Genomic DNA, 25,838 nt, shown 5'->3' with positions numbered 1-25,838 from the left:
TTAATTAAATGTACGTTTTTTGATTAAAAATCTTTTATACTATTTAAAAATAAGATGGAGGGAGAAAATGATGTCAAACTATACAAGTATTCCTCGAATTGATTTAGTAGAAAGATTTGATTTTATTACAATTGATTTGGAAAATAAATTTTTTTATATTCAAGTCCTTGATGTAAAAAGTAATAATATACTATTAAGAATAACTATGAATTTAGAGAAAGATACAACAAAAGTGGCCGGGAATGGACGTGTAAAGAAGTATACTGATGAAGAAATAAAACATCTACTAATAGGTTTGAAAATAACAGCACAGTCTTGTATAGATAATAATTCGTATAATGCTTATGAACTTAAAAAATATCTTCAAAGTTAAAAATATTAACAGAATAAGTAACCCACTGCGCCCCTGTAAAAAGACATGAAAGTAGGAACTAATTTTGGAGTGTAAAAAGATGAATTATCAACGGAAGGAATTCATTTAGTACCCATTTTCTTGTCCTCATATCAAGACAAGAAAATGGGTATTCTTTCAAACTAAGACACCAAAGTGGATACTTTCTAATTGAAATCAACACATTAATGATTCACCGGAAATACTTTGAGTAATCATATTTGTTATAAATTTTGATGTCACAAAATCATTAGGTGAATGGAAATAACAAATTTCTTGAATTGACTGTATGAAAGTAGATGTTTTCTTATTTGAAAAAGGTATTATTTTTTAGTTGTTGTTGTATATCTTGTTATGTATAGAAAAGATGAAAAATGAGCTCAAGGAAAGTATACTTATTACAAATAGAGAATTTGAAAATGCATGTATATAATCTATGAAAGAGGCCATTTCTAAAGTTGTTGTTAAACTAGTAGAGAATATGATGCTAATGCCTACAACCGCTAAAGAATTAGCCAAATACATAAAAGTTGTGAACAGTCCTGAGGCAACTCCAATATAATTTTGAGGAATTCTGCTTAAAATGGTGTTTGCTAAGGGTGTTGTAGCAAATCCCAGTGCAAGTCCGTAGACAAATAAAAGTACTATATATTCTACAGTAAATAAATTATGCGCATTAATTAAAAGCAATTTAATGAGTATAAATGTACAAATACTCATTATCAGTGCACCAACTTTTAATACCATTAAGCCAAATTGGTTCACTATTTTGGAAGATAAGAGTGAAGTAATGAAGAAACCTAGACCAATCGGCAAGAAAATCAAGCTCATATCTGTCGTATGATAATGTAGGCCAAAGTGTAAGAAGTAGTTAAGGATAAAGAAAAACGAAAACATACTCATATAAATTGTCAGTACTGAACTAATTCCAATTACAAATAACCAATTTTTAAATACAGATAAATCTATAAGCGGTGATCGCTCATTTTTTTGTTTATTTCTTTCAATAAGGATAAAGAAAGTAAAACCTAAAAATGATAGGATAAATATACTTAAAATCCAAGGATTCCAACCATGTTTTTGTAATTCAGATAATGGATAAATAAACAATAATATACTTATCATTAATGAAATTGCACCAGTCCAATCAATATGTTTGGATGGTTCTCCTTTAGATTCAGGAATAATAGGCAGTAGTAAAAGTACTAGGATCCCAAAGGGCACATTACATAAGAATACAGTACGCCAACTGCTATTAAAGAGGTTCCAGTCGACTAATAATCCACCTAATATTAATCCAAAGGTGAAAGCAATTCCAATGACAGCACCATATAGACCGAAAGCCAGATTCTTTTCTTTTGATGGAAAAATGATTTGAATGATTGACAAAATTTGCGGCTGGATAAAAGCCGCTGACAAACCTTGTATAATTCTAATAGTAATTAAAGACAATGGATGTGAGCTAATTCCACCAATAAAAGCTGTAAGTGTAAACATACATATACCAATCAATAATATTTTTCTTCTCCCGTATATATCACCAAGTTTACCACCAATTATTAGAGACGATGCCAGCCCAATCGAGTAGCCAGAAAATATTAATTGTGCTTGTGAGAAATTTATGTGCAGCTCGGATTGCATAATGGGTAGGGCAATCTGAATCATATAGGTATTTAAAGAGATTAGAAGTGTTGGAAGCAAGATAATTGCTAAATAAAACCATCTAAATGAAGAATACGTATTTGTTTTTTTTAAGCGAATTACATTCATAAATACAGCTCCTTTATATAGCTAATTTTTGCTTAATAAAAAACATTATTTTTATTTCCAAGTAGTAATTTGACTGACAACTAGTCAAATGATTAAATATATAGAAGGAGGGGGTATAAAATATGGCTAGAGTTACAAAAAGTGCATCAGAGAGACGAAATGAAATATTAGATGTTACAGAATCCCTTTTCAAACAAAAAGGTTATGAAAAAACTTCAACAACAGATATTACCCGAACACTAGGAGTAGCACAAGGCACATTGTATTATCATTTCAAATCAAAGGAAGCGTTAGGTAATGCATTGATTAATCGCCAACTAAAAAGTATAAAAAAACAATTTATTGAAGTGATTTATAATGATTCACTTTCTACTTACGAAAAAATTGCATGGATCTTTGTGTATGAACTTGATGATCCAACAGGGCATATTGAGATTTTTAAATATCTACAACACGATAATAATGCGATTCTTCGTCAAATATTACATATACAGACGATTTGTCAATTTACGCCAATTTTAACGGATTTAATTATCCAAGGTAATAGAGAGGAAGTTTTCCATGTTAATAATCCAACACTTACAGCAGAATTTTTCCTTTCAACGATTCACCATTGGGTAGATTCATCATTATTCAAATGGACTCCAGAAGAAAGAATTGCAAGAATTGTATCCATTCAACCAACTTTTGAACATTTATTTGGTGTTGCAAGTGGAAAATTTGACTTACAACTTTTAAGAGAAACCGTGCAAGCTAAGTTTAGTTATTGAATAGGAATAATGTAATTGATATTAATTATCATTTACATTATATATTTTTGACTGACAGTCTGTCAAAGTTTTTTATTTGTTAGGAAGTACGAAGATGAGCAATCTTATGGTTAATAAGATGTTTGTTTTTAGAAGGTATCATCCCACATAGTTATAGGAAACAAAATTCTTTATTGAATAATAAAATTGTTATAAAAAATCATTATAAATATGTACGCAGTAATTTATAAATTATTCTCTAATGTATTTAAATTATATATCTGAAGCAATCTCTTTATAAAAATCACCCGTTTTCTTACCCAATAACAATGCTAGATATAGTAGTATCCATTTTCACGTCCTTGTACAAAAGTAGAAAGACATGAAAGTAGGAACTATTTTTTTAGTATAAAATATTGAATTATCTAAAGCAACTGTTCATTTGGTACCCATATCAAAGTGGATACTTTTTAAGTACTTATAATTAAATGTAACAGATCGAACACAAGCGGCTGTAATGAAAATGCCAAAAAACGTTAAATAATATCTTCTTTATGTGGAAAAAATAAACCTTTAATATTCTGTCCCATATTTTAAAGAAAAGTTCAATTTGTCAACGTAATGAATACAAGTCACGAATGTGTTCTTTCTTTTCAAGTTCATTTGACAGCAACATTAGTAAAGTTCTATACTGAATAAACGTTTAAATGTTCGAATAGTCGAACGGGGAGGGTAATCATGAGCAAAAAAACAATAAACATATTAAGGGAATGTACTCCTATTTTCTCAATTTTACAGGATCTAAATCGTCAAGATATACTGGTATTACTTTATGATGAAGGAGAAATGTCGGTAAATCAAATAGTAGAACGACTTTCTTTATCTAGACCAGCTATTTCACACCACTTGAAGCATCTTTTAAATGCAAAGGTAGTTACTGTTCAAAAACGTGCAACTGAAAGGTATTATGCCCTTTCTCTTGAAAGCTCCATTGTATTGTTAAAACAACTAATTGAATCATTGGAATATGACAACGAATTTAGGGAGTGATTAGCAAGTTGATGTGCACAATGATAAAAGTAGTATTTTAAAATACTACTTTTTCTAAAAAGGAATTAAAAAATATTTATTGACAAAAATAAAAGTGTCGAATAATATTTTATTTACAAAGCGTTCGGATGTTCGAACGTTCGAACATAAAGATTTTCGAAAAATTTTTTAACATGATCAGGAGGAATCGAAATGAAATACAGTGAACAAAGTGAATGGCGTGAAATACAAAATTATTTACCTAAGAAATTTCACTTTACAGGAAAGTATCATCCAACAGAAGAATGGTGGAACTGGAAAGGGCACGAGGTACATTTAGATTGTTTTCGGAATAAAACAGCACCTGTTAAAGTTATTTTATTACATGGAGTAGGTACAAACGGTAGACAGATGTCTATGATTTTAGGTGGTCCGCTTTCAAAAGATGGTTTTGAAACAATTGCTATTGACATGCCTACTTATGGAGTTACAAAGGTGAAAAAAGGATCAGTAGTAAAATATGATGACTGGGTTAATTTAGCATGTGATTATATTGATTATGAATTACAACGTGATGATAGACCCATCGTACTATATGGATTGAGTGCAGGAGGAATGGAAACTTACCATGTTGCTGCGAAGAATAAGAAAGTAAAAGGAATTATTGGCATGACATTCTTAGATCAAAGAAATCAACAAGTTCGTGACGAAACATCTAAAAATCTTTTTATGAGTCGTGTTGGAATACCAATGGCAGGAATTTCATGTAAAATAGGGCTTGAAAACATTAAAATGAAAATGAGCACAGCTTCTAAAATGAGTGCTTTATGTAATGATGAAAGAGTGATGGAAGTATTTAATCGTGATAAAACATCTGCTGCAAATAAAGCAAGCATGAAATTCCTAGACAGTTATGGTAATTACCAACCAGCAATGGAACCAGAAGAGTTTGATGTATGCCCTATTCTTTTAACACAACCAGATCAAGATAGATGGACACCATTGCATTTGAGTACACCTTTTTTAAATAGTATTAAAAAAGTAGATGCAGAAATTGTACATTTAGAAAATGGAGGTCACTATCCAGTAGAACAACCTGCGTTAGATCAAATGCATGATGCTATCGTGGAATTTATTAATAAAGTTATAAAACGTTGCAATTGAAAATATATTAGTGATAGAACTCCCTTGAGCAATAGGGAGTTTTTGTATTCTCGGTATACAATATCATCTATATTTAAGGTTTACATAGCGTCTTTTATAAGCAATAAATATAGCCATTAATGCTATATTTATTAAGAATTAGAATTTTTTCTCTTTCAAAAGTTATATGCAAAACTATATACATCCTTTTAATATTGGCGATAAAGTAAAAGTTCATACCGGTAATGCTGTTAGAGTGGTTTCTCTAAGTGATTTTGTAGTACTTGGTGAGATTTAAAAAAGTAAATAATTCAAAAAATCACCTCTATAGCAATCATTTAAACTTTAAATCTATTAATCAATTTTTTTGTACCAAACATTCTAATTTTAAACACGAAAAATGCATATGTAAAAAATTGCGAGTTGATTTATCGCCAACCTGTAACTATAATGGTTACAGGTTGGTGATAAAAAAATAAAACGCCACTCTAATTTTTAAGATGAATGGAGAGGTTATGACGTGAATATGAAAAAAGTCGTTTTAGCAGGTGCATTAGGGTTTGCAGCTTTGGCAGGTACAAACTTACCAGGATTAGAAATAACAAAAGCGAGTGCTGCAGTTCAAGAGATGCATTCTACAATCGAAGGAAAAGTAATGGAAGTAGGTAAGAGCTCTTTTGTTTTAGAAACTGAACATGGGGACCAATCGGTAACCGTACATCATGATTTCCAATCGGATGTAAAAGTTGGAGAATATGTGAGAGTAAAGGGCAATGGACCAATGTTACAAAATGCATTCCACATTTTTGCTACAGCGGATTCTATTGAACATATTACACTAGCACCTGGTGTACATAAAGGTTTTGTAGTAGGACATGTTAGTAAAATATATCCTTTAGAAGCTAATGGGAATTCTGGTGTAGATGTTGAATTTCCTACAGAGGAAGGAGAGATAGGTCTTGTGTTTGTTGAATTAACGCAAGGGCAGTCATTTCAAATGAATGATATTGTTCAAGTTGAAGATGGTTGGTTTAAGACGAACCCTCCATTTACTTATGATGGAATTGAAAAAGTAAAATCAAAAATTGATTTTGCAAAAAAACAAGTGGAACAAAAACAATGGGCATGGTCTTAATGTAAATTCATTTTTAAGATAAATGATGAAATACTATTCTTCTGTCAAAAAATATATTATTTCCAATGTTAATATCGATACAGAAATAAAATAATTCAATCTTGTTTATGATGTCATCCAAAAGTATACATGTTTTAGTAGATATTCATGATTCTCGTAATCATGAACAAAACGCTAGCTTTTCATACATATTGAAAATGCTAGCGTTTTAAATGTGTAAATTTAGTATTTGATTATCTGAAAACGTGTATAGATCCGCCTTATTACTATTCCTCAAGCTCTATCCATTCTCGAGACCATACTTCAATTCCACGAATAATGGATTCTAAAGCAATTCCCTTTTGAGTTAATGAATATTCTATTCGAACTGGTGTCTCAGGGAAGACTGTACGCTGAACGATCCCTTCTAGTTCTAATTCCTTTAATCTTTCTGAAAGTAATCTCCCGCTGATAGGAAGAGAGGATTCGAGCGTACAAAAACGTTGTGGTCCAGAAAAAAGTTGGTAAATAATTAGTGCTGTCCATCTTTGACTAAAAAATTTCATTCCTTTTTCAAAGCGAGGGCATAATGTCGAAACATTCATTTCCTTCACCTCCTAAAAGGAATTATACACTAACTTGTAAATAGTAACAAACAAACTTTTTTATAATCAATTACTTGACGTACCTTAATAATAAATATATACTCACTTACATAAAGTAACTAAGTTATTTTGTGTAACTGTTTTTGTTGGCTAAAGATGTAAGGCTACATATTACATATAGGCTATGAAAAAGAACATCATATCTCAAAGTACTTACGTTTTGTAAGTTGAAGAATAAAAGAATAAAAAATATAAAAATGGAAGAGAACTTTTTAGAAATTCTCTATATAGGAGGTACCTTATGGTTACTACAGATACAATTCATATGTTAGAAGATAAAATTCAATTTATACATCAAGATGGAAAAGAGATTTATCTTGTTGGGCCTATCAAATTACCAATCAATTTATATGGAGAAACAAAAATTTTTCAATGGTATTCTTGGCTACAATCTAATGAAGTTACGGATGGTATAGAAGGAATTATCGAGAAACTACCATCTCTTAATTTAGCAGATATGCAACAATCCAGTGTACTTGTGTACGGAGATTTTGAAAATAGTGAAGATGCACTGATTCGTATGCATAGTATTTGTCATACGGGTGATATCTTTGGTAGTAAACGTTGTGATTGTGGGTTCCAATTAAAGCAATCTTTACAAATGATTACGGAAAACGGAGCTGGCGCTCTATTTTATCTAGCAAACCATGAAGGAAGAGGAATTGGATTATTCAGTAAAGCAATGACGTATATCCTACAAGAAAATGGCTTAGACACGGTTGAAGCTAATCTAAATTTAGGCTTTGCTGATGACGTTCGAAATTACGAGGACACTATTGAGGTATTAAAGGCACTACGTTCAAAACCTGTAAAACTAATTACAAATAACCCAAAAAAACTTGAAGCATTGCAAAAAGCAGGGCTAAATGTTACGAGCCGTGAACCTTTATGGGGAGATGTCTCAGAATTCAATGAGAAATACTTACAAACGAAGATTCAGCGTTCTGGTCATTTTGAAGGAGGACATTTACATGGGTGAGCATGAGCAATATATGAAATTAGCCCTTGAAAACGCTAAGGCTATGAAGGGACAGACTACTCCTAATCCACTGGTTGGGTCTGTAATTGTAAATGATAATCGAATTGTAGGAATCGGAGCACATATGAAGGCAGGGGAACCACATGCCGAAATACATGCGATACGTATGGCGGGAGAACAAGCACAGGGTGGTACTATATATGTCACTTTAGAACCCTGTTCTCATCATGGAAGAACAGGCCCTTGTGCCGAAGCAATTGTGCAGGCAGGAATTAAGAGGGTTGTAGTTGCGACACTTGACCCAAATCCAATTGTTTCTGGCAGAGGAATTAAAATTCTACAAGATGCTGGTATTGAAGTAATTGTAGGAGTGTGTGAAGAAGAAGCGAGACAGATGAATGAAGTCTTTAACAAATATATTATGACAAAACGCCCATTTGTAACGGTTAAATCTGGTGTTACATTAGATGGGAAAATTGCTACATCTACATCGGATAGCAAGTGGATTACATCTGAAGAAGCAAGACAGGACGTACATCAAATACGAAATGAAAATGCAGCTATTTTAGTGGGGGCTAATACGGTACAAAAAGATAACCCTTCATTAACAACTCGTATTCCAAATGGACGAAATCCAATTCGGGTGATAGTAGATTCTACATTACGTATACCATTGGAAGCGAAAGTTGTAACTGATGGGGAAGCCCCTACATGGATTTTTACAACAAATAATTATGATGCAGCGAAAAAGCAAGCATTAGAACATGCAGGTGTCAAAGTATTTGTTACTAATGGAGAAAAACACATAAACTTACATGAAATGCTTGATATTTTAGGAAAAAAAAGGGTTTCTTCTCTTCTTATTGAAGGTGGGGGAGAGGTGAATGCATCGTTTGTTGAAAATAAATTGATGGATAAACTTGTATTATATATTGCACCTAAGATTATTGGCGGTAGAATGGCACCTAGCTTTGTAGAAGGTACTGGTATTACTAAAATGCAAGATGCGATTGAATTTAAGGACATGTCATTTACGCAGATTGGAAAAGACTATAAATTTATTGGTTACCCTTTATATCGTAAAGATGTGGAATAGTAAAATATATAATTCACTTATATTCTCCGTATATAAAAAGCTGAAAGGAGCGATGAAGAGTGAAGTTTGGATTTGATATTGATGACACATTGATTGATTTAAGACAACATGCTTTTCAACTATATAATAAAAAGTTAAACAAAGAAGTAGGATTAAATGTATTTCATTCTTTAAAAACCATTGAAATACATGAAGCATTTGGCATGACCTCGGAGGTAGGTGGCCAAATGTGGAACAGTTTACTTGATGAAATCTACTATACTTCTTGTTCACCGTTTCCCAATGCAGTAGAAACGTTACAAGAATTAGTAAGTCAAGGACATGAAGTCTATTATATAACTGCACGACCTAAAGAACATGGGGAACAAACAAAAAAATGGTTATTGGAAAAGGGGTTTCCGGTACACAAGGATCGCTTTTTCTATGGAATGAAGGATGAAGAAAAAATACACTTCATACAAGAAATAAAATTAGACTATTTCTTTGATGATAAGCCAACTGTCTTAGAAACTTTAATAGACAAGTCAATTAAGGTGTATGCAAAGAACACTTCGTATAATCAACATCTTAATATACCACGTATTACAAATTGGACAGAATTAGGAGAAATCATAAAGGAAGATATACATTCATCTTAATGAATAGATTTGAAATAACGCTAAGTAAGAAACAATTTTAATATTTCTTAAAAAATATAGGAAGTATAGCTATCAATTTATTGTGTAATGTACTAGGGCTGTACTTTTAATACGGAGCAAATAGGACGATGAAAAAATAAGAGAAAGATTATTGAGTCAATCTTATATGCAAGTGTCTTCTATATATCAATGATGGGTTCTCCTGGTGCTACAATACTTGCAGAGCAGAAATGAAAGAATTAATGAAAAACCTTGCAGATAAATTCTGCAAGGTTTTTCATTAAGGAGATAAGACGGCCCAAAATTCACAGTACCATGTCTACACTTTTTTCATTAATTATTTCGGTAGCTTTTGCTATAGTAGGGGCGTATGTGACTTTTAGCTACAAATGGACTCCTAGGTATCCATTTGTAGAAAATTTAAGATTCTAGTGCAGTAATTAATTGCTGACGTTCTTTATCTCTAAAAATTTTAATTTCATGTTTAAACTCGTAATTTCCTGCTTCAAATCTTGCCCATTCCTTGCTTGTCCAATATATAACATCTACATTTGCTTCTAAGATTACAGAACATACTTCTACTAATTCTTCTTCGTAAAATGGAGCTTCTTTCGCTAGTTCAAAAGCTATTACTTTCGGATCTTTACTATTAATTTGAAGTTCCCTTGAAGTTTGCCCTAAATACTGCCATGGAGAATCCAGAGATTGCACATGGCCATTTCGAATTTCTTTAAACTTTGATGGAGAATGTATTGTAGCAGCAAATGTAGATTTACTTACTCCAATTGTTGCTCCTAAAATAATAGAACCAATAATAAGTTTTTTAATCATTTTTTCAGCCCCTTTAATTATTTTGGATATGCTTCATTTTTATACTACGTTCTTGTTCGTGTAAATAAAGATAATTTGACATGGTTCTTCATTTTTCTTAAAAACTGTATATTAATTGAATGACATAAATTTACCTGAACCAAAAAAGTTTACCTAAGTAAACTTTTTTGGTTCAGGTATTCATTTTTTGTATAAAAATTAACTTTAAAAATATTCACTTATTTATTGATAAAGTTAAAATATACAATTTTTAACATTTCATTTTCCTCTTCCAATCGTTTAATTTTAGTTTTAGGATCTTCAGGTTGCATCCTTATTTCACCTATATTCGGCACTCTCGATTTAAAACGATTTTATCATCCACTATCAGAATGTAGTAATACAAACATAAAAGGTAGGTGTATTAAAAAAAGTGTTGATACACCATAAAGATCTATTGTTAAACCATATGCGTCGCATAGTGTTCTATATAAAATTTAATTAATTTAGATTCAATACTACATATTAGTCACCGTATTTTTTGGGGAGTGATATGTTCTATTGACAATTATCTTTATTTTAATTTATATATATGCATAATTACATGTTATTGACGATTGATATCCAGTTATATTGTAACTATAATAATTACACCGGTGTATAAAATCGATTGACTATAGTTAAAAGTTTTATCTATGATTTAAATTCTAAATAATATTTATTTAACTTAATAATAAGATCATAAAGGAGTAAGAATATGAAGAATTTCGTAAAGGTAGGTTTGACTACAGGAGTGGTGTTATCGACAATTATGCCTTATGCAGGAGTCCATGCGGCAACAGAAGAGTTAAAAGTGGAAACAAAGGAAGATACGTTCCGAACAGGTAATTTAACAGCACCTTCTCAAAATTCGGCAGAAAATGTAGCAAAGGATGCGCTAAAAGGAAAAACAGAACAAGCATTATCATCAAAGCAAGTTAATACTGAATCCAAAGTTAATTATAATGTTACGCAAAGTCGTAAATCTTATGATGGCACTACATTGGTACGTCTTCAACAAACATATGAAGGACGTGATGTATACGGATATCAATTAACAGCACATATTAATGATGATGGCGTACTTACGAGTGTTTCAGGGGATAGCGCCCAAGATCTACAACAACAGGAAGATTTGAAACAACCTATTACTCTATCAGAAGAAGATGCAAAGAAACAGCTTTTTAACATCTATGGGAATGATCTCACATTTATTGAAGAACCAGAAATTAAACAAGTGGTATATGTAGATGAGAATACAAATAAAGCTGCAAATGCATATCAAATTACTTTTAGTGCATCTACACCTGAATATGTATCTGGTACAGTATTAATTGATGCTTTTGGAGGTAATCTATTAAAAGAACTCGTTCAAAAGTTGGGGATACAAGTAGATAGTAGTATTGTCCAATCCGCGACATCAAATAAATCACAAGATTCCTCAAAATTAACAGGTACAGGAAAAGATGACTTAGGTATTAATCGTACATTTGGAATTACACAACGAAGTGATGGAACGTACATGCTTGCAGATTATTCTCGTGGTAAGGGAATAGAAACGTATACTGCGAATTATAAAGATTATAATAATTATAGAAGAAATGTATGGGGTTATCTGGATGATTTAGTAACAAGTAATTCTACAAATTTTACAGATCCTAAAGCCGTTAGTGCCCATTATTTAGCAACGAAAGTATATGATTTTTATCAAGAAAAATATGGTCGTGACAGCTTTGATAATAATGGACAAAAAGTAATTTCTGTCGTTCATGGCTGGAACACAAATGGCACGAATAAAGGCAATCCTAAGCAATGGTTTAATGCATTTAGTAATGGGGCTATGCTAGTATATGGGGATCCAATTGTTAGGGCATTTGATGTGGCAGGACATGAGTTTACACATGCTGTTACAAGAAATGAGTCTGGACTTGAGTACGCAGGGGAAGCTGGTGCAATTAATGAGGCTTTATCTGATATTTTAGGTGTAGCTGTTGAAAAGTATGCAAATAATGGGGTATTTAATTGGACGGTGGGAGAACAATCAGGTCGAATTTTTAGAGATATGAAAAACCCCTCATCAATATCTTCTAGATATCCGGAGGACTATAGACATTATAATAACTTACCTATTGATGCTGACCACGATCATGGTGGCGTGCATACAAACTCTAGTATTATTAATAAGGTAGCTTACCTGATAGCTAGCGGCGGTAATCATAATAGCGTAAATGTCCAAGGTATTGGAGAAGATAAGATGTTTGATATCTTCTATTATGTGAATACGGATGAATTAAATATGACTTCTGACTTTAAAGAATTAAAAGAAGGTTGTATTCGTGTAGCAACAAATTTATATGGTAAAGATTCATCTGAAGTACAAACTGTCCAACAAGCTTTTGAAGCGGCATATATTTAATAATACATTATAATTTTTTTCCTGATTATAAATCGTTATTTTTGGATAAGTATATAATGACTAATATAAGTTATATAAAACAAAAAACCTTGTAAAAATTCTACAAGGTTTTTTGTTAAAAATACGAGCCGTATCAAAAATCTACAGTACTACGTCTAATCTTGTTTCATTATTTAATTCGATAGTATTAGTAGCATCCGTTGGAGAATCATTGTTAGCTTGGCTTGACTCCTTCTCCTTATCAGCACGGAACTTGTTTAACATCTCCATAATAATCCATAAAGGTACACCTTTATCTTTTAACATCTTCCATAAATCCATTTCAGTGAATTTTGGACTTGTTTGTTTCACATCTTTGTCTGATGACCGAATATCAAATTTTATAGCGACACCATTAGCATCTTTTTTCCCCTGTGAAGAAGGGGAGTCTTTAGTGTTTTTTAATGTATCCAAGTTTGAATACATTGTAAATTGATTTACCCTATGTGTATTTGTACTAATTTCCATTCTTTACACCTATTTTCTTTATATTTTTACATATAAATATTATGGGTTGAAGGAGGTTTTGTAAATACAAATTTATGAAACTACTACTATCTAAAATTATTAAAATATAAACTTTTAATAGATATTCTTATAAGTATTTTAGTAGTTGAATAATTTCTTTTTTAAACTCTGGACTTGCTAATTTTAATAGCTTAGGGACTTCTCTAAAGTGTTTTACAAGGGCTTTATTGATTTTATTAGAGTATTGCTTTTTGTCACCTGTAAGCAGGTCTACAATGTCGTTTTTTAACGAAGTACTCACTTTCCCCCATAAAAATTCTGATTCCGTCTTGTGTTTATCAATAAATATTTTTACTTGATTAATAAAAGGATCATTTTTATGCTGAATAGCATCTTGTAACTGTGTAATTGTTATCACTTCTGCTTGAAGGGATTGGTTCATAGGAGCTGGATTAGCATTTTCGGCAGCACTTACATTTGTTGCGAAAACTCCAATACCACTACATCCAATCATACTAGCCAAAGCAATTCCTGTACATTGTTTTACAAATGATTTTGGTTTTCTTGCGTTCATAATAAATCTGCCTCCTATATTAATATTTTATCTTACAGGTAAATGTTACCATGTATAGCGATGAGCTGTGCATGAAGAATGTTACAGTATAGTTAAATATTAAAATTAATAATTTTATAATGCTATGCTCAAAACATAATCCGTTATAGAAGTAATTGGATTTAGTAGTATTAAAGTTAAGCTACTTCATATCCAAAAGTGAGTAGCGTATATTTAAACATAAAATTTAAATCTTAATTTAAATTTTATGTTTAAATATACATCATTCTATGTTTTAATAATATGGATAATAACTTTCAATATTAAATAGGAGGTACGACGGTTACATAGGGTAGGGAAAATTATTATTGATATTTCAATAATTTAACAGATTAGAATAATAAACTATTATGTTTTCTTTATAAAATAAATAACATATAAAGAATATAAAGAATGAGTACTAATAAGTGTATTATTTTAAAAGTTTACTAGAAGGAGTCGCTTATTATATGAAAAAAGTAAATAAGGTAGCAAAATGTTTTGTTGTTGCTTCTGTACTTATGTCAGGGGCATTTAGTGTAGAGTCTTCCTCTGCATTTGCGGAATCTAAAGGGACTGTTGAGGACCTTAAAAATGGTGGTAAAGTGTATAATAGTTTTAGTACGACTTATAACGCTAAGCAGAACATAAAAAATTCTATTAAAGTTTCCTTTATTGAAGATCCATATGCAGATAAGAAAATTGCAATTGTCACAACGGATGGTAGTAATATTGATGCGAAATATGAAATCAATGGCGAATATTATAATGCAGGGCTTAAATGGCCATCTGCCTATCATACAGAAGTAGAAATAACGAGTGATGATAGCGCTCAATTCCATAAAGCGGCTCCAGTTAACACAATGACTTCCGCAAAAGTTACTTCTGAAGTCGGGTATACATTGGGTGGTACTGTTAAGCTAGGGGTAAATGATAAAGGACCAAATGCTGATGCGAGTATCACAGGTAGCTTTGCTTGGAAAGAAAGTGTATCTTATGATCAAGCAGATTATAAAACTGTTTTAGAAACACTTACGGACAAAAAGTTGAATTGGAAAGTAGGGTTCCAATCCTTTAATTATCCAAGCTGGGGTATCTATAATCGCGATTCATACAATACCTTATACGGTAATCAATTATTTATGAAATCACGTAGCTATAATGAAGGTATCCAGAACTTTGTTTCAAAAGACACTGTACCAGCTCTAACAGGTTATGGGTTCTCCCCAAATGTAATAGCTGTTATCACGGCTGATGAATCAGAAGCTACCTCAGATTTGAAAATTACAAATCGTAGAGTATCTGATCAATATAATATCGAATGGGTAAGCTCAAAGTGGTGGGGAACAAACAATAAGGATGTACACAATGAATTTTTCACTAATTACTATAAATTGGACTGGAAAAATCATAAAGTACTTCTTGATAGCCAAGCTGCTACTGAAGAGCAACTGAAAGGGTTTAAAGATGTAAACAGTAAGCTTAACAAAGGTCAAGGGATTTTATCTTTTTCACTAGCTGATAATCAGTTGAAAGCTACAACTAACAATGCTGGATATGGGGTTAGTTATGAAGATATTAATTGGGGTATCTTTGTAAATGGGGAGAAGGTCCATACTTTTAATGAAAAAAATACTGTGAGTGATATTGCTAACACAATTAATAATCTGAAAATAAAAGGGCCATATATTCAGATTAAGAAAATATAATATCCATTAATTTTTAATTATGTCGATAAAAGACTAGAGATTCACTATTTTAAATAGATAATCTCTAGTCCTTTTTTATTAGTGAAGAGAAAATGTTCTTATAAAACGCAATTAATATCTGATCAGTTGTTAAATCGCTATTTTAAATATATAATTAAATGTCTTGAAAAAATTGTGATATAAAACACATATATCATTTTTTGAAGTTTATTAATTATAATTTGAGGTGTATACATGGGGAAATCTCGCGAACAAACAATTGAAAATATTTTAGAAGCGGCTAAGAAAAAATTTGGAGAGCGCGGCTATGATGGGACAAGCATTCAAGAAATTGCAAAAGAAGCAAAGGTGAATGTAGCTATGGCCTCGTATTACTTTAACGGAAAAGAGAACCTTTACTTGGAGGTATTTAAAAAATATGGTTTTGCAAAAAAAATACCAAATTTTCTTGAAGAAACGCAACATAACCCTAAAACTGCTTTAAGACAATATTTAACTTTCTTTATTACACATATAAAAGAACATCCTGAAATTGGAACGCTTGCATATGAGGAAATTATCAAAGAAAGCTCACGACTAGAAAAAATTAAACCATATATTATGGGGAATTTTGAACAATTAAAAGAAATCTTATTGGAAGGGAAAGAACAAGGAGTTTTTCATTTCTTTTCGACAAACCATGCGATTTATTGGATTACCTCCATTGTCTTATTTCCGAAATTCAAAAAATTTATCGATTCGATGAATCAAAAAGACTCCGACGATATGCAAATAGAGTGGATAACAGATGATCTTGTAAACAGAATTATTTCTTCATTAATACATAATCCTACACTATAAAATATTCCTTCATTAAAAATGAAACTACAACTGAATCATTTTCACGATTTATAAAATTAATAAAAGGTATTCATAGTTATATTCACTGTCATTCTTCACCTAGTTAATTATTTAAGGGTGAATAATTAAAAAAACTGCTAGTGCCATATGTATGTGTTGAAAAGCATTAGTTACGTAATAATTTGTAAGTTTATAAATTACATAAAGAAGAGATTTAAAATATTTCACATTTCTAAAAAAGCCCAAAATCAACACCTACAGAAGTATTTGTGAGTGTTGATTTGTTATTTTTCAGAGTAAGTTACCAAGATTCATATATCACAGGAGGACTCTTAATACAGCATGCACATTATAAAATTCATGTATATAAACATACGCTAAACTAAAAAAAGACAGTAATTCAGTAATGTTACTCATGAAATTAAATCATCTATAAATTCGTGTAATACAATATGAAATATTACATATACAGATAATAAACGTTCATAAAATGTTATATTCTTTGATGGAATATATAATTGGAGGAAACATCATGAACAAGAATTTAAAATTTACTCAACTGATACTTGGTATTAGTACAATGGCATTATCATTTGGAAGTATTCAAACACAAGTATCAGCAGAGGAAACAGCACCGTATAATGCGTTACAAATAAAACCAATTGGGACAGAAACATTAAAAGATGACATTGCACATGCTACAAAAGCGGAGGAGACATTGACTTTTGAAGAGCGTTTAAAAGTAGGCGATTTTTCACAACGACCTACACCGGTTATGAAACGTGATGAAAGACAATTAAATAAAAGCTATACTTTGGCAGAACTAAATAAAATGCCTGATAGTGAACTCATGAATACACTATCCAGAATTTCTTGGAATCAAATTACAGATTTATTCCAATCCACTCCAGATACAAAAGCTTTTTATCAAAATAAGGAACGCATGAACGTTATCATTGACGAATTGGGAAAACAAGGGGAGATTTTTACAAAAGAGGATTCAAAGGGAATTGAGACATTTGTTGAAATATTACGTTCTGCTTTTTATGTGGGGTATTATAATAATGAGCTAACCTACTTAAAAGACCGAAGCTTCCATGACAAGTGTTTACCAGCATTAAAAGCAATTGCAAAAAATCCGAATTTCACATTGGGTACAGCTGAGCAAAATAGAGTAGTTGCATCGTACGGAAAGTTAATTAGTAATGCTTCTAGTGATATTGAAACGGTGCAGTATGCGGCAAAGATTTTAAAACAGTATAATGATAACCTACCTACGTATGTAAGTGATTATGCAAAAGGACAAGCTGTATATGAAATTGTGAAAGGCATTGATTATGATATACAGTCTTATTTACAGGATACGAATAAGAAACCTAATGAAACAATGTGGTATGGAAAGATTGATAACTTTATAAATGAGATTAGTAGAATTGCTCTCGTGGGGAATATAACAAATGAAAATAGTTGGTTAATTAATAATGGCATTTATTATGCAGGACGTTTAGGGAAATTTCATAGTAATCCAAACAAGGGGTTAGAAGTTATTACACAAGCAATGAGTATGTATCCTCGTCTAAGTGAAGCCTATTTTGTAGCGGTAGAGCAAGTTAAAACAAACTATGGTGGAAAAGATTATAGTGGAAATGTGGTAGATTTACAGAAAATACGTGAAGAAGGAAAACAAAAATATTTACCTAAAACATATACATTTGATGACGGGGCTATTGTCTTTAAAACTGGTGATAAAGTAACAGAGGAAAAAATCAAGAGATTGTATTGGGCAGCCAAAGAAGTAAAGGCACAATATCATCGTGTAATTGGAAATGATAAAGCATTAGAACCAGGGAACGCTGATGATGTACTAACAATAGTAATTTATAATAATCCAGATGAATATCAATTAAATAGACAATTATATGGATATGAAACAAACAACGGTGGAATTTATATTGAAGAGAAGGGGACCTTTTTTACATATGAGCGTACACCAAAACAGAGTATTTATAGTTTAGAAGAGTTATTCCGTCATGAATTCACTCATTATTTACAAGGTAGATATGAGGTTCCAGGTTTATTTGGAAGCGGAGAAATATATCAAAATGAACGATTAACTTGGTTCCAGGAAGGGAATGCAGAATTTTTTGCAGGATCTACACGTACAAATAATGTTGTTCCACGTAAAAGTATTATAAGTGGATTATCATCTGATCCAGCAAGTCGTTATACAGCTAAGCAGACTTTGTTTGCAAAATATGGATCATGGGACTTTTATAAGTATTCATTTGCACTACAGTCTTATTTGTATAATCATCAATTTGACACATTTGATAAGATTCAAGATTTAATCCGCGCAAACGATGTGAAAAATTATGACGCATATCGTGAATCATTAAGCAAAAATACACAATTGAATGCAGAATATCAAACGTATATGCAGCAGTTGATTGATAATCAACATAAATACAATGTACCTCAAGTAACAAATGATTATTTAATACAACACGCACCAAAGCCGTTAGCTGAAGTGAAAAAAGAAATTGAAGATGTAGCAAATATAAAAGATGCAAAAATTACAAAACATGATTCGCAATTCTTTAACACATTTAGCGTGGAAGGCACGTACACTGGTGGGATATCAAAAGGTGAGTCTGAAGATTGGAAGACGATGAGTAAACAAGTAAATCAAACTTTAGACCAATTATCCCAAAAAGGGTGGAGCGGCTATAAAACAGTTACAGCCTATTTTGTAAACTATCGTGTGAATGCAGCTAATCAGTTTGAATATGATATTGTTTTCCATGGTGTTGCGACAGAGGAAAAAGAAAAATCGACTACTATAGTAAATATGAATGGACCATATAGCGGGATAATAAATGAAGAAATTCAGTTCCATAGTGATGGTACAGAAAGTGAAGACGGAAAAATTATTTCTTATCTATGGAACTTTGGAGATGGCACAAGAAGTACAGAAGCCAATCCTATCCATGTATATGGAGAAAAAGGAACATATACTGTAGAACTAAGTGTTAAAAATAGTATAGGACAAGAAAGTAAAGAACAAACAAAAGTTACTGTAAAACAAGATCCGCAAACAGGTGGATCCCTCGAAGAGGAGAAGGTACTCCCATTTAATACCCTTGTAAAAGGAAATCTAATTACTCCTGATCAGACAGATGTTTATACGTTCAATGTTACAAATCCAAAAGAAGTAGATATTTCTGTAATAAATGAACAAAATATTGGGATGACGTGGGTACTTTATCATGAATCAGACATGCAAAATTACGTAGTTTGTGGTGAAGATGAAGGAAATGTTATAAAGGGGAACTATACAGCAAAACCAGGGAAATATTATTTGAATGTGTATAAATTTGATGATAAAAATGGTGAATATTCATTAGTAGTAAAATAATTATATTTCCTATATTAAAAAGGGTCTGTTATGAAAAAAACAGGCCCTTTTCAACAAATTACTATGAGGAAATTCAATGTCACTAATATCGTATCAATAAATGAGAAATAACTCCATGTACTACGTATTGAGAAATAAAAAACACTTTTGTGTAACAAGTGGTCAATCTAATTAGCCAACCACTTGTTACACAAAAGAAAATTAGACCCTACAAGTAATAGATGGGTAACTTAAATAGAATAAGTAAATGTCTTGTTTTAATACAAGTTTTTAATTAAAACAATACCAGTATGCTTATATTGATATATCTAATATTTCTTAATGTAATAATTTTAGATATTACAGAAGCGATTGTTTATAAAACAGTATATGTATCCACCTTCTTGTCTAAAAAGTAACCATTTTCATGTCTTTCTACAATACCTGTAGAAAGACGTGAATCTCTAAAATAATATCGCATGAAAAATCATTGATAAATAGCCATTATCTTAAATTTTGTTTAGACTTTTCGAATTCGAGACAAGAAAATCTAAACTACTTAGCCAATAATAATACATGTTTCATAAAATATATTGGTTTTAAAAGTATGCACTATTATAAAAACATATTGAAAATAAATCAAAGCATCCCTAATTAGTCTGCGTTATAGGGGGGATAACATGCGACATCCATTTCTAGATACAAATTGAATATATAGCTACATTGTAAAAAAGAACTCTTGTTAATAAGGGTTCTTTTTTACAATGTAGCTATTTTTCTTAAGAAAAAATTAAGAAGCTTTCTCACATTTTATTAAGAATTTCTATTTATATTTAAACATGTGTTAGAGAGATGTCCGTTCTTATTGAAATCTAAAGGAATAAATAAGTTCACATATAATCGCACAGAAAAGAAAGGTGGAAAAGAAAGATGAAAAAAACATGGATTGCAATAACGGGATTAGTTGTTGTGGGTGGCGGATTATTAACTTATGCGGGAGGAGACACAATAGACCGATTTAATCCGTTAGTAAAAGAAAAAGATGTGTATGCTCTTCCAAAAGAATCGGCAAAACCTGATCCTGCACACGATGGAAAGAGATATTTCTACATGTTAAATGGAGTAGATGAATCCGGTAATGAAAACACCATTAAAGTAGGGGCTTCTGGTAAAGATGACTATGTAAATTCTTATTTAAAGCTCCATATAAAAGGAAAATATGTTTATGAATTTGAGGCTATAAAAGAGAATGAAGTTCCTGAAAAAATAAAAGAAAAACTAAAAAATAACTAACAAATGTACCGACCTAAGGAGAATATTATGAATAATTCAGTTGTAAATGTAAAAAGCATTCAAAAAATATACGGTAAAAAAAGGGGGAATCAGTCACATGCTTTAAGAGATGTTTCGTTCTCGATTCAAGAGGGGGAGTTTGTTGGAATCATGGGACCTTCAGGTTCAGGAAAAACAACATTATTAAATGTAATTTCAACATTAGATGCGGCAACGGATGGCATTGTTGAAATTGATGGTATCGATATCATAAAAATGAAACAAGGAGAACTTTCTGACTTCCGTTCTCAAAAATTAGGGTTTATTTTTCAGGATTTTAATTTACTTGAAAATTTATCAGTTTACGAAAATATTGCTTTGCCACTATCGCTGCAAGGTGTTCCGTCAAAACAAATTGGCCCAAAAGTCAAAAGAGTGGCAGAAATGTTAGGGATTTCAGAAATTCTTTCAAAATATCCTTCTGAAGTATCTGGTGGACAAAAACAACGTTCTGCTGCAGCACGTGCACTTGTACATGAACCTGCTATTATTTTAGGGGACGAGCCAACAGGAGCATTAGATTCGAAAAATGCTACAAGTCTTTTAGAAGCAATGAAAAACTTAAATGAAGAACAAGATGTTTCTATTATGATGGTTACACATGATCCATATAGTGCGAGTTATTGTAAACGTATTTTATTCATTCAAGATGGTGAGTTGTTTAAAGAAATTCACCGCGATGGTACACGTGAAGCATTCTATAAAGACATTTTAGATGTACTTGCAGATTTAGGTACACAAAAAGGATAAGAGGAAGGAAAACTATCATGATTTTTAAACTTTCTATGTCAGGACTAAAAAGTAAGCTGAACGATTATATTGTCTTACTAGTTGGACTTGTTATGTCAATTTCAATTTTTTATATGTTTCAAACGTTAGCATTAAATGAAGCATTTGTTAATAATAATGGTCCCATTCGTTCAACTGGTATGATTTTTCAAGTGGGATCATATCTACTTGGGATCATTACATTTTTCTATGTTCTTTATGCCAATTCTTTCTTAATGTCCCTCCGCCAAAAAGAATTTGGGATGTACATGATGTTAGGCGCAAAAAAACAAAAGATTACATTTCTTATGTTTGTAGAAACACTTATTATTGGGGCAGTATCTTTAGTAGTTGGAATTACGGTAGGAATAGGGCTTTCACAAGGAATTGGTAAACTTCTTATGAAGCAACTGGATTTTACCGCGAGTGGTTATCAAGCTTTTTATGTACCATCGATGTTAGTTACTTGTATGTTCTTCTTGGTATTATTTATGTTATCTGCCATTATGAATAGTGTGAAATTATCACGTATCTCCGTTCTACAACTTGTACATGCAGACGCTTCAGCGGAACGTACAATGATTAAAGGTAAGTGGACTGGAATTGTTTCATTTCTAGCTATCATTTTATTAGGAAGTGGCTATACTTCCATGATTTATATGAACAAATTAAAAGAGCAGGGACCTTTAATTGCGATGCTCACAACTACGGCAGGAACCTATATGTTATTTACTTCTTTCCTTCCACTTATTATAAAAAAATTGAAAAGTAATAAAAGGTATAGTGAGAAAGGTCTTAATGCTTTTACCTTTGCACAATTAAACTTTCGTATTAATAGTTTATCAAAAGTACTCGGAACTGTAGCTATGCTGGTGGCACTTGGTGCAGGAGCAATTTCTGGTGGAATGGCCTTCAAAAATAACGTAATAAAATCAACTAATAACCTTGAAATATACGATACAGTCATTCATAATCCAACAGCAGATGAAATGAATATTCTAAATGGTATTTCATTTAACGAGAAGAATGAATACCGTTATAAAGTAGACGATAAATATATTTACTACTTAAAAGAAGATCTAGAGAAAAAACGCCCGCTTGTGCAAGCAAAGGATAAGGGGAAAGTAAAAAGAGTGTCTCAAAATCTTCCTGTAGGAGCAACTACAAAAAAAGATGGAGAGAATGCAATTCTTATTCCGAATGAGTGGGGGATAGCTTTGGTCCCTCTTCAACCAACCTATTTAAATAACATGAGAAAAATTATAAAAATAGTAGATCAAAGAATGTACGATAAAATCCCAGAACAAGAAAACACCGTTGTAATTGGAAAAACGGATGATTTTATAAAGTATTTAGATACATGGAAAAAGATTGACGAGCTACAGCTAGTAAAATATAAGGATATCACGGATGAAGATATCTTTAGTAAATATAAGATATATGCTAATATTCACGCCGGTGCCAGCGGAACAGTATTTATGGGGTTCTTCTTAGGTATTGCTTTCCTTGCGATGATGGCAAGTTGCTTAATGTTTAAGATTCTTTCCGGTTCATCAAAAGATATTGTACGCTATGAAATGCTTAGTAAAATTGGAGTACGTCATGAATTATTAGCAAAATCCATTTATAAAGAGTTATTTTTAGTGTTTTTATTCCCAGGGATAATAGGTATGATACATGTGTTATTGGGTATGAAGATTTTTGGTTTCATCTTAATTGATCCATATTTCCGTATTTGGTTACCAATCTTGATTTTCCTAGTTATCTATTCTGTCTATTACTTTATTACAGTTCAATTATATAAAAGAATTGTTCTTCCGAAACAAAAGCAATAAGAATATATTCGCTAACTATAGATCACTTAATATCGAAGAATTAGTATGAAAAGTCTTTTATAAAGACCTAAAACAAATTGTTAATGTTTTGCGTCTTTGTTATTTAAAGGTATTGACTTCATTCTAGTTTAATTAAATTAAATGATGAAAATTTTAATTTAGAATGTTAGGTCTCAAATATTAACCAAAATTAAAAGTTTAGACTTTCATGTCTTTGTACAAACAACAAGTGACAGGGGAGGTCTACTTCACATTTTTGAAGTGTTCGTTAAAAGTATATTTAACGTAAACAACACTTGTGGTAATCTAAAATTTTCATTTATATCCATCAAGAGATAGTCCTTATATACCAATTATAGAAGGATTCAAATTATGTATTTTTTACATAATAAAATGGAATTCAAACGAATAATAAATAGAGTTTAAGTCCATAAGTCTGTAAAAGAATAAAAGTTCAGCAATACAAAATTGCTGAACTTTTATTCTTTATTCTTTCCTATTCTACCTAAACTATCTTTAATAGTTGTTTCCCCAAGTTGTGTATATAGCAAAGCTGTATCTTGACTCGTGTGCCCAAGTTGCTGCATCACTTGTAGCGAGTCTTTTTCTTCCATGTATAATTTATTTGCTAATGTATGTCTTAATTTATGAGGAGACATTTTTTTACCATAAGCTTTAGTATATTTTTCTACTATATCCTGGATAGCTCTAACCGAAAGAGGCTGTGCAGTATGTTTATATTTCGACAGAAACACATTTTTTAATTCTTTCCCAGGAGCATATTTATTATCTCTAACTTCCATATACTTTTCAAGATCATTCAATGCCATTGGAGTAATCCATACAGAATCTTCTTTATTTCCTTTACGGATTACATCAATTAGTCTTTCTTTTAAGTTTATATCTTCCATACGAAGATCGGCCAATTCACTTACACGAATACCGCTACCAAGAAAGAGTGAGAGGATAGCTACATCCCGATCTTTATCCCTTAGGAAATAGAACAACTGATGTTTTGTTAAAGATTTTTCATGTTCGAACTTAATGTAATTCAAAAACTCTTGATCATCATCATTATGGAATATTTTTGATCTCATACGTTTTGCACGAGCATTTAATGTTTCTTTATCTTTATGTATTTCAATTTTAGCCATTACATTTCTATAAAAATAGCATTCTCCATCTTCATTCTCTGATAGGGAGGTGAGGTACTTAAATAAAGACTTTAAGGCCGAAATTTTTCTGTTAACAGAGGAATTCTGCATGTTTTGTTGTAGTTTTAGAAACCTCATAAAGTTCTCAACATTTTTTTTCTTTAAATTCTCTAAATCAGAGAAGGATATGTCTTTAATGGGCTTTAATTCAATAATTTGTTCAGATAATAGCCAATTAAAGAAGACTCTAAAATCATATACATAATTCAGTAGGGTGGAGGGAGAGGCATCATGCAATTCTTTGTACTCCACAAATTCTTCTATGTAAAAGGGCATTTCATTTAGATTTTCGTATAATTTTTTACGATGTACGGATTTTTGACGTTGTTTGCTGTAGTCCATAAAAATCACCTCATATATACTATAACAGAAAATAGATACGAACACAAGTTCGCGTTAAATTCAATTTTTACACAAACTTATTTACATAATTAAATTATGAGATACTAAAATATAATCATTAATGAAAGGAATAATGTATTTACTCAAATAAAAATTATAGATAATTAAGTGAGAAATTTGTATTTAACCAAAAAAAATGGTGGAAAAACTACATATAAATGTATTTAAAATAAAACAAATTATATATGTAAATTCATGCAAAAAATGAATATATGAAAACAGTTTAAAATTCGTTATCTAACATGTATTAGTTAATTTAATCATGATTTTGAGGAATTAATTAGATTAACATAAGAAAAAATCCTATATATTAATAGGTAATTTACTATGAAATTTTTCAATGAATAGTTCAGTATTTAATAATTTCTATATAAAGTATGGATTACATAGCCACATACCAATACAC

Annotated in this window: 21 protein-coding genes; 15 read left to right on the top strand and 6 right to left on the bottom strand. The window is 31.2% G+C overall.

Annotation, left to right across the window (positions count from 1 at the left end; genetic code table 11):
• The first annotated feature begins 70 nt into the window (after positions 1 to 70).
• Positions 71 to 373, top strand: coding sequence for a protein Dhp61 (gene dhp61 / locus MR115_RS26445; protein ID WP_242243259.1), 303 nt, complete (start codon positions 71 to 73; stop codon positions 371 to 373).
• A 348-nt stretch (positions 374 to 721) separates the two neighbouring features.
• On the opposite strand, the gene MR115_RS26440 is transcribed toward dhp61, so the two are convergent.
• Positions 722 to 2,161 (bottom strand): MFS transporter, encoded by a 1,440-nt coding sequence (locus MR115_RS26440; RefSeq protein WP_242243258.1) that lies wholly within the window; start codon positions 2,159 to 2,161, stop codon positions 722 to 724.
• Positions 2,162 to 2,283: 122 nt separating this feature from the next.
• On the opposite strand from MR115_RS26440, the gene MR115_RS26435 reads away from it, so the two are divergent.
• The 4 genes from MR115_RS26435 (at position 2,284) to MR115_RS26420 (ending at position 6,217) form a co-directional block, all read left to right on the top strand.
• Positions 2,284 to 2,931 (top strand): TetR/AcrR family transcriptional regulator, encoded by a 648-nt coding sequence (locus tag MR115_RS26435; RefSeq protein ID WP_242243257.1) that lies wholly within the window; start codon positions 2,284 to 2,286, stop codon positions 2,929 to 2,931.
• A gap of 717 nt (positions 2,932 to 3,648) precedes the next feature.
• Positions 3,649 to 3,960, top strand: coding sequence for an ArsR/SmtB family transcription factor (locus MR115_RS26430; RefSeq protein WP_242243256.1), 312 nt, complete (start codon positions 3,649 to 3,651; stop codon positions 3,958 to 3,960).
• Between the two features lie 192 nt (positions 3,961 to 4,152).
• Complete coding sequence (locus tag MR115_RS26425; protein WP_242243255.1) at positions 4,153 to 5,103, top strand: alpha/beta hydrolase; 951 nt, start codon at positions 4,153 to 4,155, stop codon at positions 5,101 to 5,103.
• A 505-nt stretch (positions 5,104 to 5,608) separates the two neighbouring features.
• On the top strand, positions 5,609 to 6,217 hold the full coding sequence (locus MR115_RS26420; protein WP_242243272.1) for a hypothetical protein: 609 nt from the start codon (positions 5,609 to 5,611) through the stop codon (positions 6,215 to 6,217).
• A 266-nt stretch (positions 6,218 to 6,483) separates the two neighbouring features.
• Here the strand turns inward: MR115_RS26420 and MR115_RS26415 are convergent, their stop codons facing one another.
• A complete protein-coding gene (locus MR115_RS26415) occupies positions 6,484 to 6,801 on the bottom strand; it encodes a winged helix-turn-helix transcriptional regulator (RefSeq protein ID WP_242243254.1) in 318 nt (105 codons plus the stop codon).
• A gap of 301 nt (positions 6,802 to 7,102) precedes the next feature.
• Here MR115_RS26415 and MR115_RS26410 point away from each other — a divergent pair, with 301 nt between their 5' ends.
• The 3 genes from MR115_RS26410 to MR115_RS26400 are packed head-to-tail and all read left to right on the top strand — an operon-like array spanning position 7,103 to position 9,574.
• Positions 7,103 to 7,840: a GTP cyclohydrolase II gene (locus MR115_RS26410; RefSeq protein WP_242243253.1), complete on the top strand. Its 738-nt coding sequence runs from the start codon at positions 7,103 to 7,105 to the stop codon at positions 7,838 to 7,840.
• Entirely contained in the window at positions 7,833 to 8,936 is a 1,104-nt protein-coding gene (gene ribD, locus MR115_RS26405; RefSeq protein ID WP_242243252.1) for a bifunctional diaminohydroxyphosphoribosylaminopyrimidine deaminase/5-amino-6-(5-phosphoribosylamino)uracil reductase RibD, read from the top strand. The genes MR115_RS26410 and ribD overlap by 8 nt, the downstream gene beginning before the upstream one ends.
• Before the next feature lie 59 nt (positions 8,937 to 8,995).
• Positions 8,996 to 9,574 (top strand): 5' nucleotidase, NT5C type, encoded by a 579-nt coding sequence (locus MR115_RS26400; RefSeq protein ID WP_242243251.1) that lies wholly within the window; start codon positions 8,996 to 8,998, stop codon positions 9,572 to 9,574.
• A gap of 420 nt (positions 9,575 to 9,994) precedes the next feature.
• Here MR115_RS26400 and MR115_RS26395 read toward each other — a convergent pair whose 3' ends face one another.
• A complete protein-coding gene (locus MR115_RS26395) occupies positions 9,995 to 10,405 on the bottom strand; it encodes a hypothetical protein (protein WP_242243250.1) in 411 nt (136 codons plus the stop codon).
• Between the two features lie 736 nt (positions 10,406 to 11,141).
• Between MR115_RS26395 and MR115_RS26390 the strand changes: the two genes are divergently transcribed.
• Positions 11,142 to 12,839, top strand: a complete 1,698-nt coding sequence (locus tag MR115_RS26390; RefSeq protein WP_242243249.1) for a M4 family metallopeptidase — start codon at positions 11,142 to 11,144, stop codon at positions 12,837 to 12,839.
• Between the two features lie 141 nt (positions 12,840 to 12,980).
• On the opposite strand, the gene MR115_RS26385 is transcribed toward MR115_RS26390, so the two are convergent.
• Both MR115_RS26385 and MR115_RS26380 read right to left on the bottom strand, forming a co-directional pair.
• Entirely contained in the window at positions 12,981 to 13,346 is a 366-nt protein-coding gene (locus MR115_RS26385) for a DUF3914 domain-containing protein (RefSeq protein WP_242243248.1), read from the bottom strand.
• A 127-nt stretch (positions 13,347 to 13,473) separates the two neighbouring features.
• Positions 13,474 to 13,920 (bottom strand): hypothetical protein, encoded by a 447-nt coding sequence (locus MR115_RS26380; RefSeq protein ID WP_242243247.1) that lies wholly within the window; start codon positions 13,918 to 13,920, stop codon positions 13,474 to 13,476.
• A 488-nt stretch (positions 13,921 to 14,408) separates the two neighbouring features.
• Here MR115_RS26380 and MR115_RS26375 point away from each other — a divergent pair, with 488 nt between their 5' ends.
• The 6 genes from MR115_RS26375 (at position 14,409) to MR115_RS26350 (ending at position 23,816) form a co-directional block, all read left to right on the top strand.
• Positions 14,409 to 15,647 (top strand): beta-channel forming cytolysin, encoded by a 1,239-nt coding sequence (locus MR115_RS26375; protein ID WP_242243271.1) that lies wholly within the window; start codon positions 14,409 to 14,411, stop codon positions 15,645 to 15,647.
• A 234-nt stretch (positions 15,648 to 15,881) separates the two neighbouring features.
• The gene (locus MR115_RS26370) at positions 15,882 to 16,487 is read left to right on the top strand and encodes a TetR/AcrR family transcriptional regulator (RefSeq protein ID WP_242243246.1); all 606 of its coding nucleotides are present in this window, start codon (positions 15,882 to 15,884) and stop codon (positions 16,485 to 16,487) included.
• Between the two features lie 532 nt (positions 16,488 to 17,019).
• Positions 17,020 to 19,902 carry a collagenase ColA gene (colA, locus tag MR115_RS26365; RefSeq protein WP_242243245.1) on the top strand — a complete coding sequence of 961 codons (2,883 nt, stop codon included), beginning with the start codon at positions 17,020 to 17,022 and terminating at the stop codon, positions 19,900 to 19,902.
• Between the two features lie 909 nt (positions 19,903 to 20,811).
• Complete coding sequence (locus MR115_RS26360; RefSeq protein ID WP_242243244.1) at positions 20,812 to 21,174, top strand: YxeA family protein; 363 nt, start codon at positions 20,812 to 20,814, stop codon at positions 21,172 to 21,174.
• 27 nt (positions 21,175 to 21,201) lie between these two features.
• Positions 21,202 to 21,963, top strand: coding sequence for an ABC transporter ATP-binding protein (locus MR115_RS26355; RefSeq protein ID WP_242243243.1), 762 nt, complete (start codon positions 21,202 to 21,204; stop codon positions 21,961 to 21,963).
• A gap of 17 nt (positions 21,964 to 21,980) precedes the next feature.
• Complete coding sequence (locus MR115_RS26350) at positions 21,981 to 23,816, top strand: FtsX-like permease family protein (RefSeq protein WP_242243242.1); 1,836 nt, start codon at positions 21,981 to 21,983, stop codon at positions 23,814 to 23,816.
• 479 nt (positions 23,817 to 24,295) lie between these two features.
• Here MR115_RS26350 and xerS read toward each other — a convergent pair whose 3' ends face one another.
• Entirely contained in the window at positions 24,296 to 25,372 is a 1,077-nt protein-coding gene (gene xerS / locus MR115_RS26345; RefSeq protein WP_242243241.1) for a tyrosine recombinase XerS, read from the bottom strand.
• Between the last annotated feature and the right edge of the window lie 466 nt (positions 25,373 to 25,838).

Source organism: Bacillus cereus group sp. BfR-BA-01309 (assembly GCF_022664315.1).
In the GTDB taxonomy this organism is placed as follows: domain Bacteria; phylum Bacillota; class Bacilli; order Bacillales; family Bacillaceae_G; genus Bacillus_A; species Bacillus_A mobilis.
Note: the sequence above shows the minus strand (reverse complement) of the source record. Positions and strands in the feature narration are given on the sequence as shown.

Excerpts from the sequence above, each read along its gene's own strand:
- dhp61 (WP_242243259.1), top strand. The coding sequence starts at position 71 with ATGTCAAACTATACAAGTATTCCTCGAATTGATTTAGTAGAAAGATTT.
- MR115_RS26440 (WP_242243258.1), bottom strand. The coding sequence starts at position 2,161 with ATGAATGTAATTCGCTTAAAAAAAACAAATACGTATTCTTCATTTAGA.
- MR115_RS26435 (WP_242243257.1), top strand. The coding sequence starts at position 2,284 with ATGGCTAGAGTTACAAAAAGTGCATCAGAGAGACGAAATGAAATATTA.
- MR115_RS26430 (WP_242243256.1), top strand. The coding sequence starts at position 3,649 with ATGAGCAAAAAAACAATAAACATATTAAGGGAATGTACTCCTATTTTC.
- MR115_RS26425 (WP_242243255.1), top strand. The coding sequence starts at position 4,153 with ATGAAATACAGTGAACAAAGTGAATGGCGTGAAATACAAAATTATTTA.
- MR115_RS26420 (WP_242243272.1), top strand. The coding sequence starts at position 5,609 with ATGAAAAAAGTCGTTTTAGCAGGTGCATTAGGGTTTGCAGCTTTGGCA.
- MR115_RS26415 (WP_242243254.1), bottom strand. The coding sequence starts at position 6,801 with ATGAATGTTTCGACATTATGCCCTCGCTTTGAAAAAGGAATGAAATTT.
- MR115_RS26410 (WP_242243253.1), top strand. The coding sequence starts at position 7,103 with ATGGTTACTACAGATACAATTCATATGTTAGAAGATAAAATTCAATTT.
- ribD (WP_242243252.1), top strand. The coding sequence starts at position 7,833 with ATGGGTGAGCATGAGCAATATATGAAATTAGCCCTTGAAAACGCTAAG.
- MR115_RS26395 (WP_242243250.1), bottom strand. The coding sequence starts at position 10,405 with ATGATTAAAAAACTTATTATTGGTTCTATTATTTTAGGAGCAACAATT.
- MR115_RS26390 (WP_242243249.1), top strand. The coding sequence starts at position 11,142 with ATGAAGAATTTCGTAAAGGTAGGTTTGACTACAGGAGTGGTGTTATCG.
- MR115_RS26385 (WP_242243248.1), bottom strand. The coding sequence starts at position 13,346 with ATGGAAATTAGTACAAATACACATAGGGTAAATCAATTTACAATGTAT.
- MR115_RS26380 (WP_242243247.1), bottom strand. The coding sequence starts at position 13,920 with ATGAACGCAAGAAAACCAAAATCATTTGTAAAACAATGTACAGGAATT.
- MR115_RS26375 (WP_242243271.1), top strand. The coding sequence starts at position 14,409 with ATGAAAAAAGTAAATAAGGTAGCAAAATGTTTTGTTGTTGCTTCTGTA.
- MR115_RS26370 (WP_242243246.1), top strand. The coding sequence starts at position 15,882 with ATGGGGAAATCTCGCGAACAAACAATTGAAAATATTTTAGAAGCGGCT.
- colA (WP_242243245.1), top strand. The coding sequence starts at position 17,020 with ATGAACAAGAATTTAAAATTTACTCAACTGATACTTGGTATTAGTACA.
- MR115_RS26360 (WP_242243244.1), top strand. The coding sequence starts at position 20,812 with ATGAAAAAAACATGGATTGCAATAACGGGATTAGTTGTTGTGGGTGGC.
- MR115_RS26355 (WP_242243243.1), top strand. The coding sequence starts at position 21,202 with ATGAATAATTCAGTTGTAAATGTAAAAAGCATTCAAAAAATATACGGT.
- MR115_RS26350 (WP_242243242.1), top strand. The coding sequence starts at position 21,981 with ATGATTTTTAAACTTTCTATGTCAGGACTAAAAAGTAAGCTGAACGAT.
- xerS (WP_242243241.1), bottom strand. The coding sequence starts at position 25,372 with ATGGACTACAGCAAACAACGTCAAAAATCCGTACATCGTAAAAAATTA.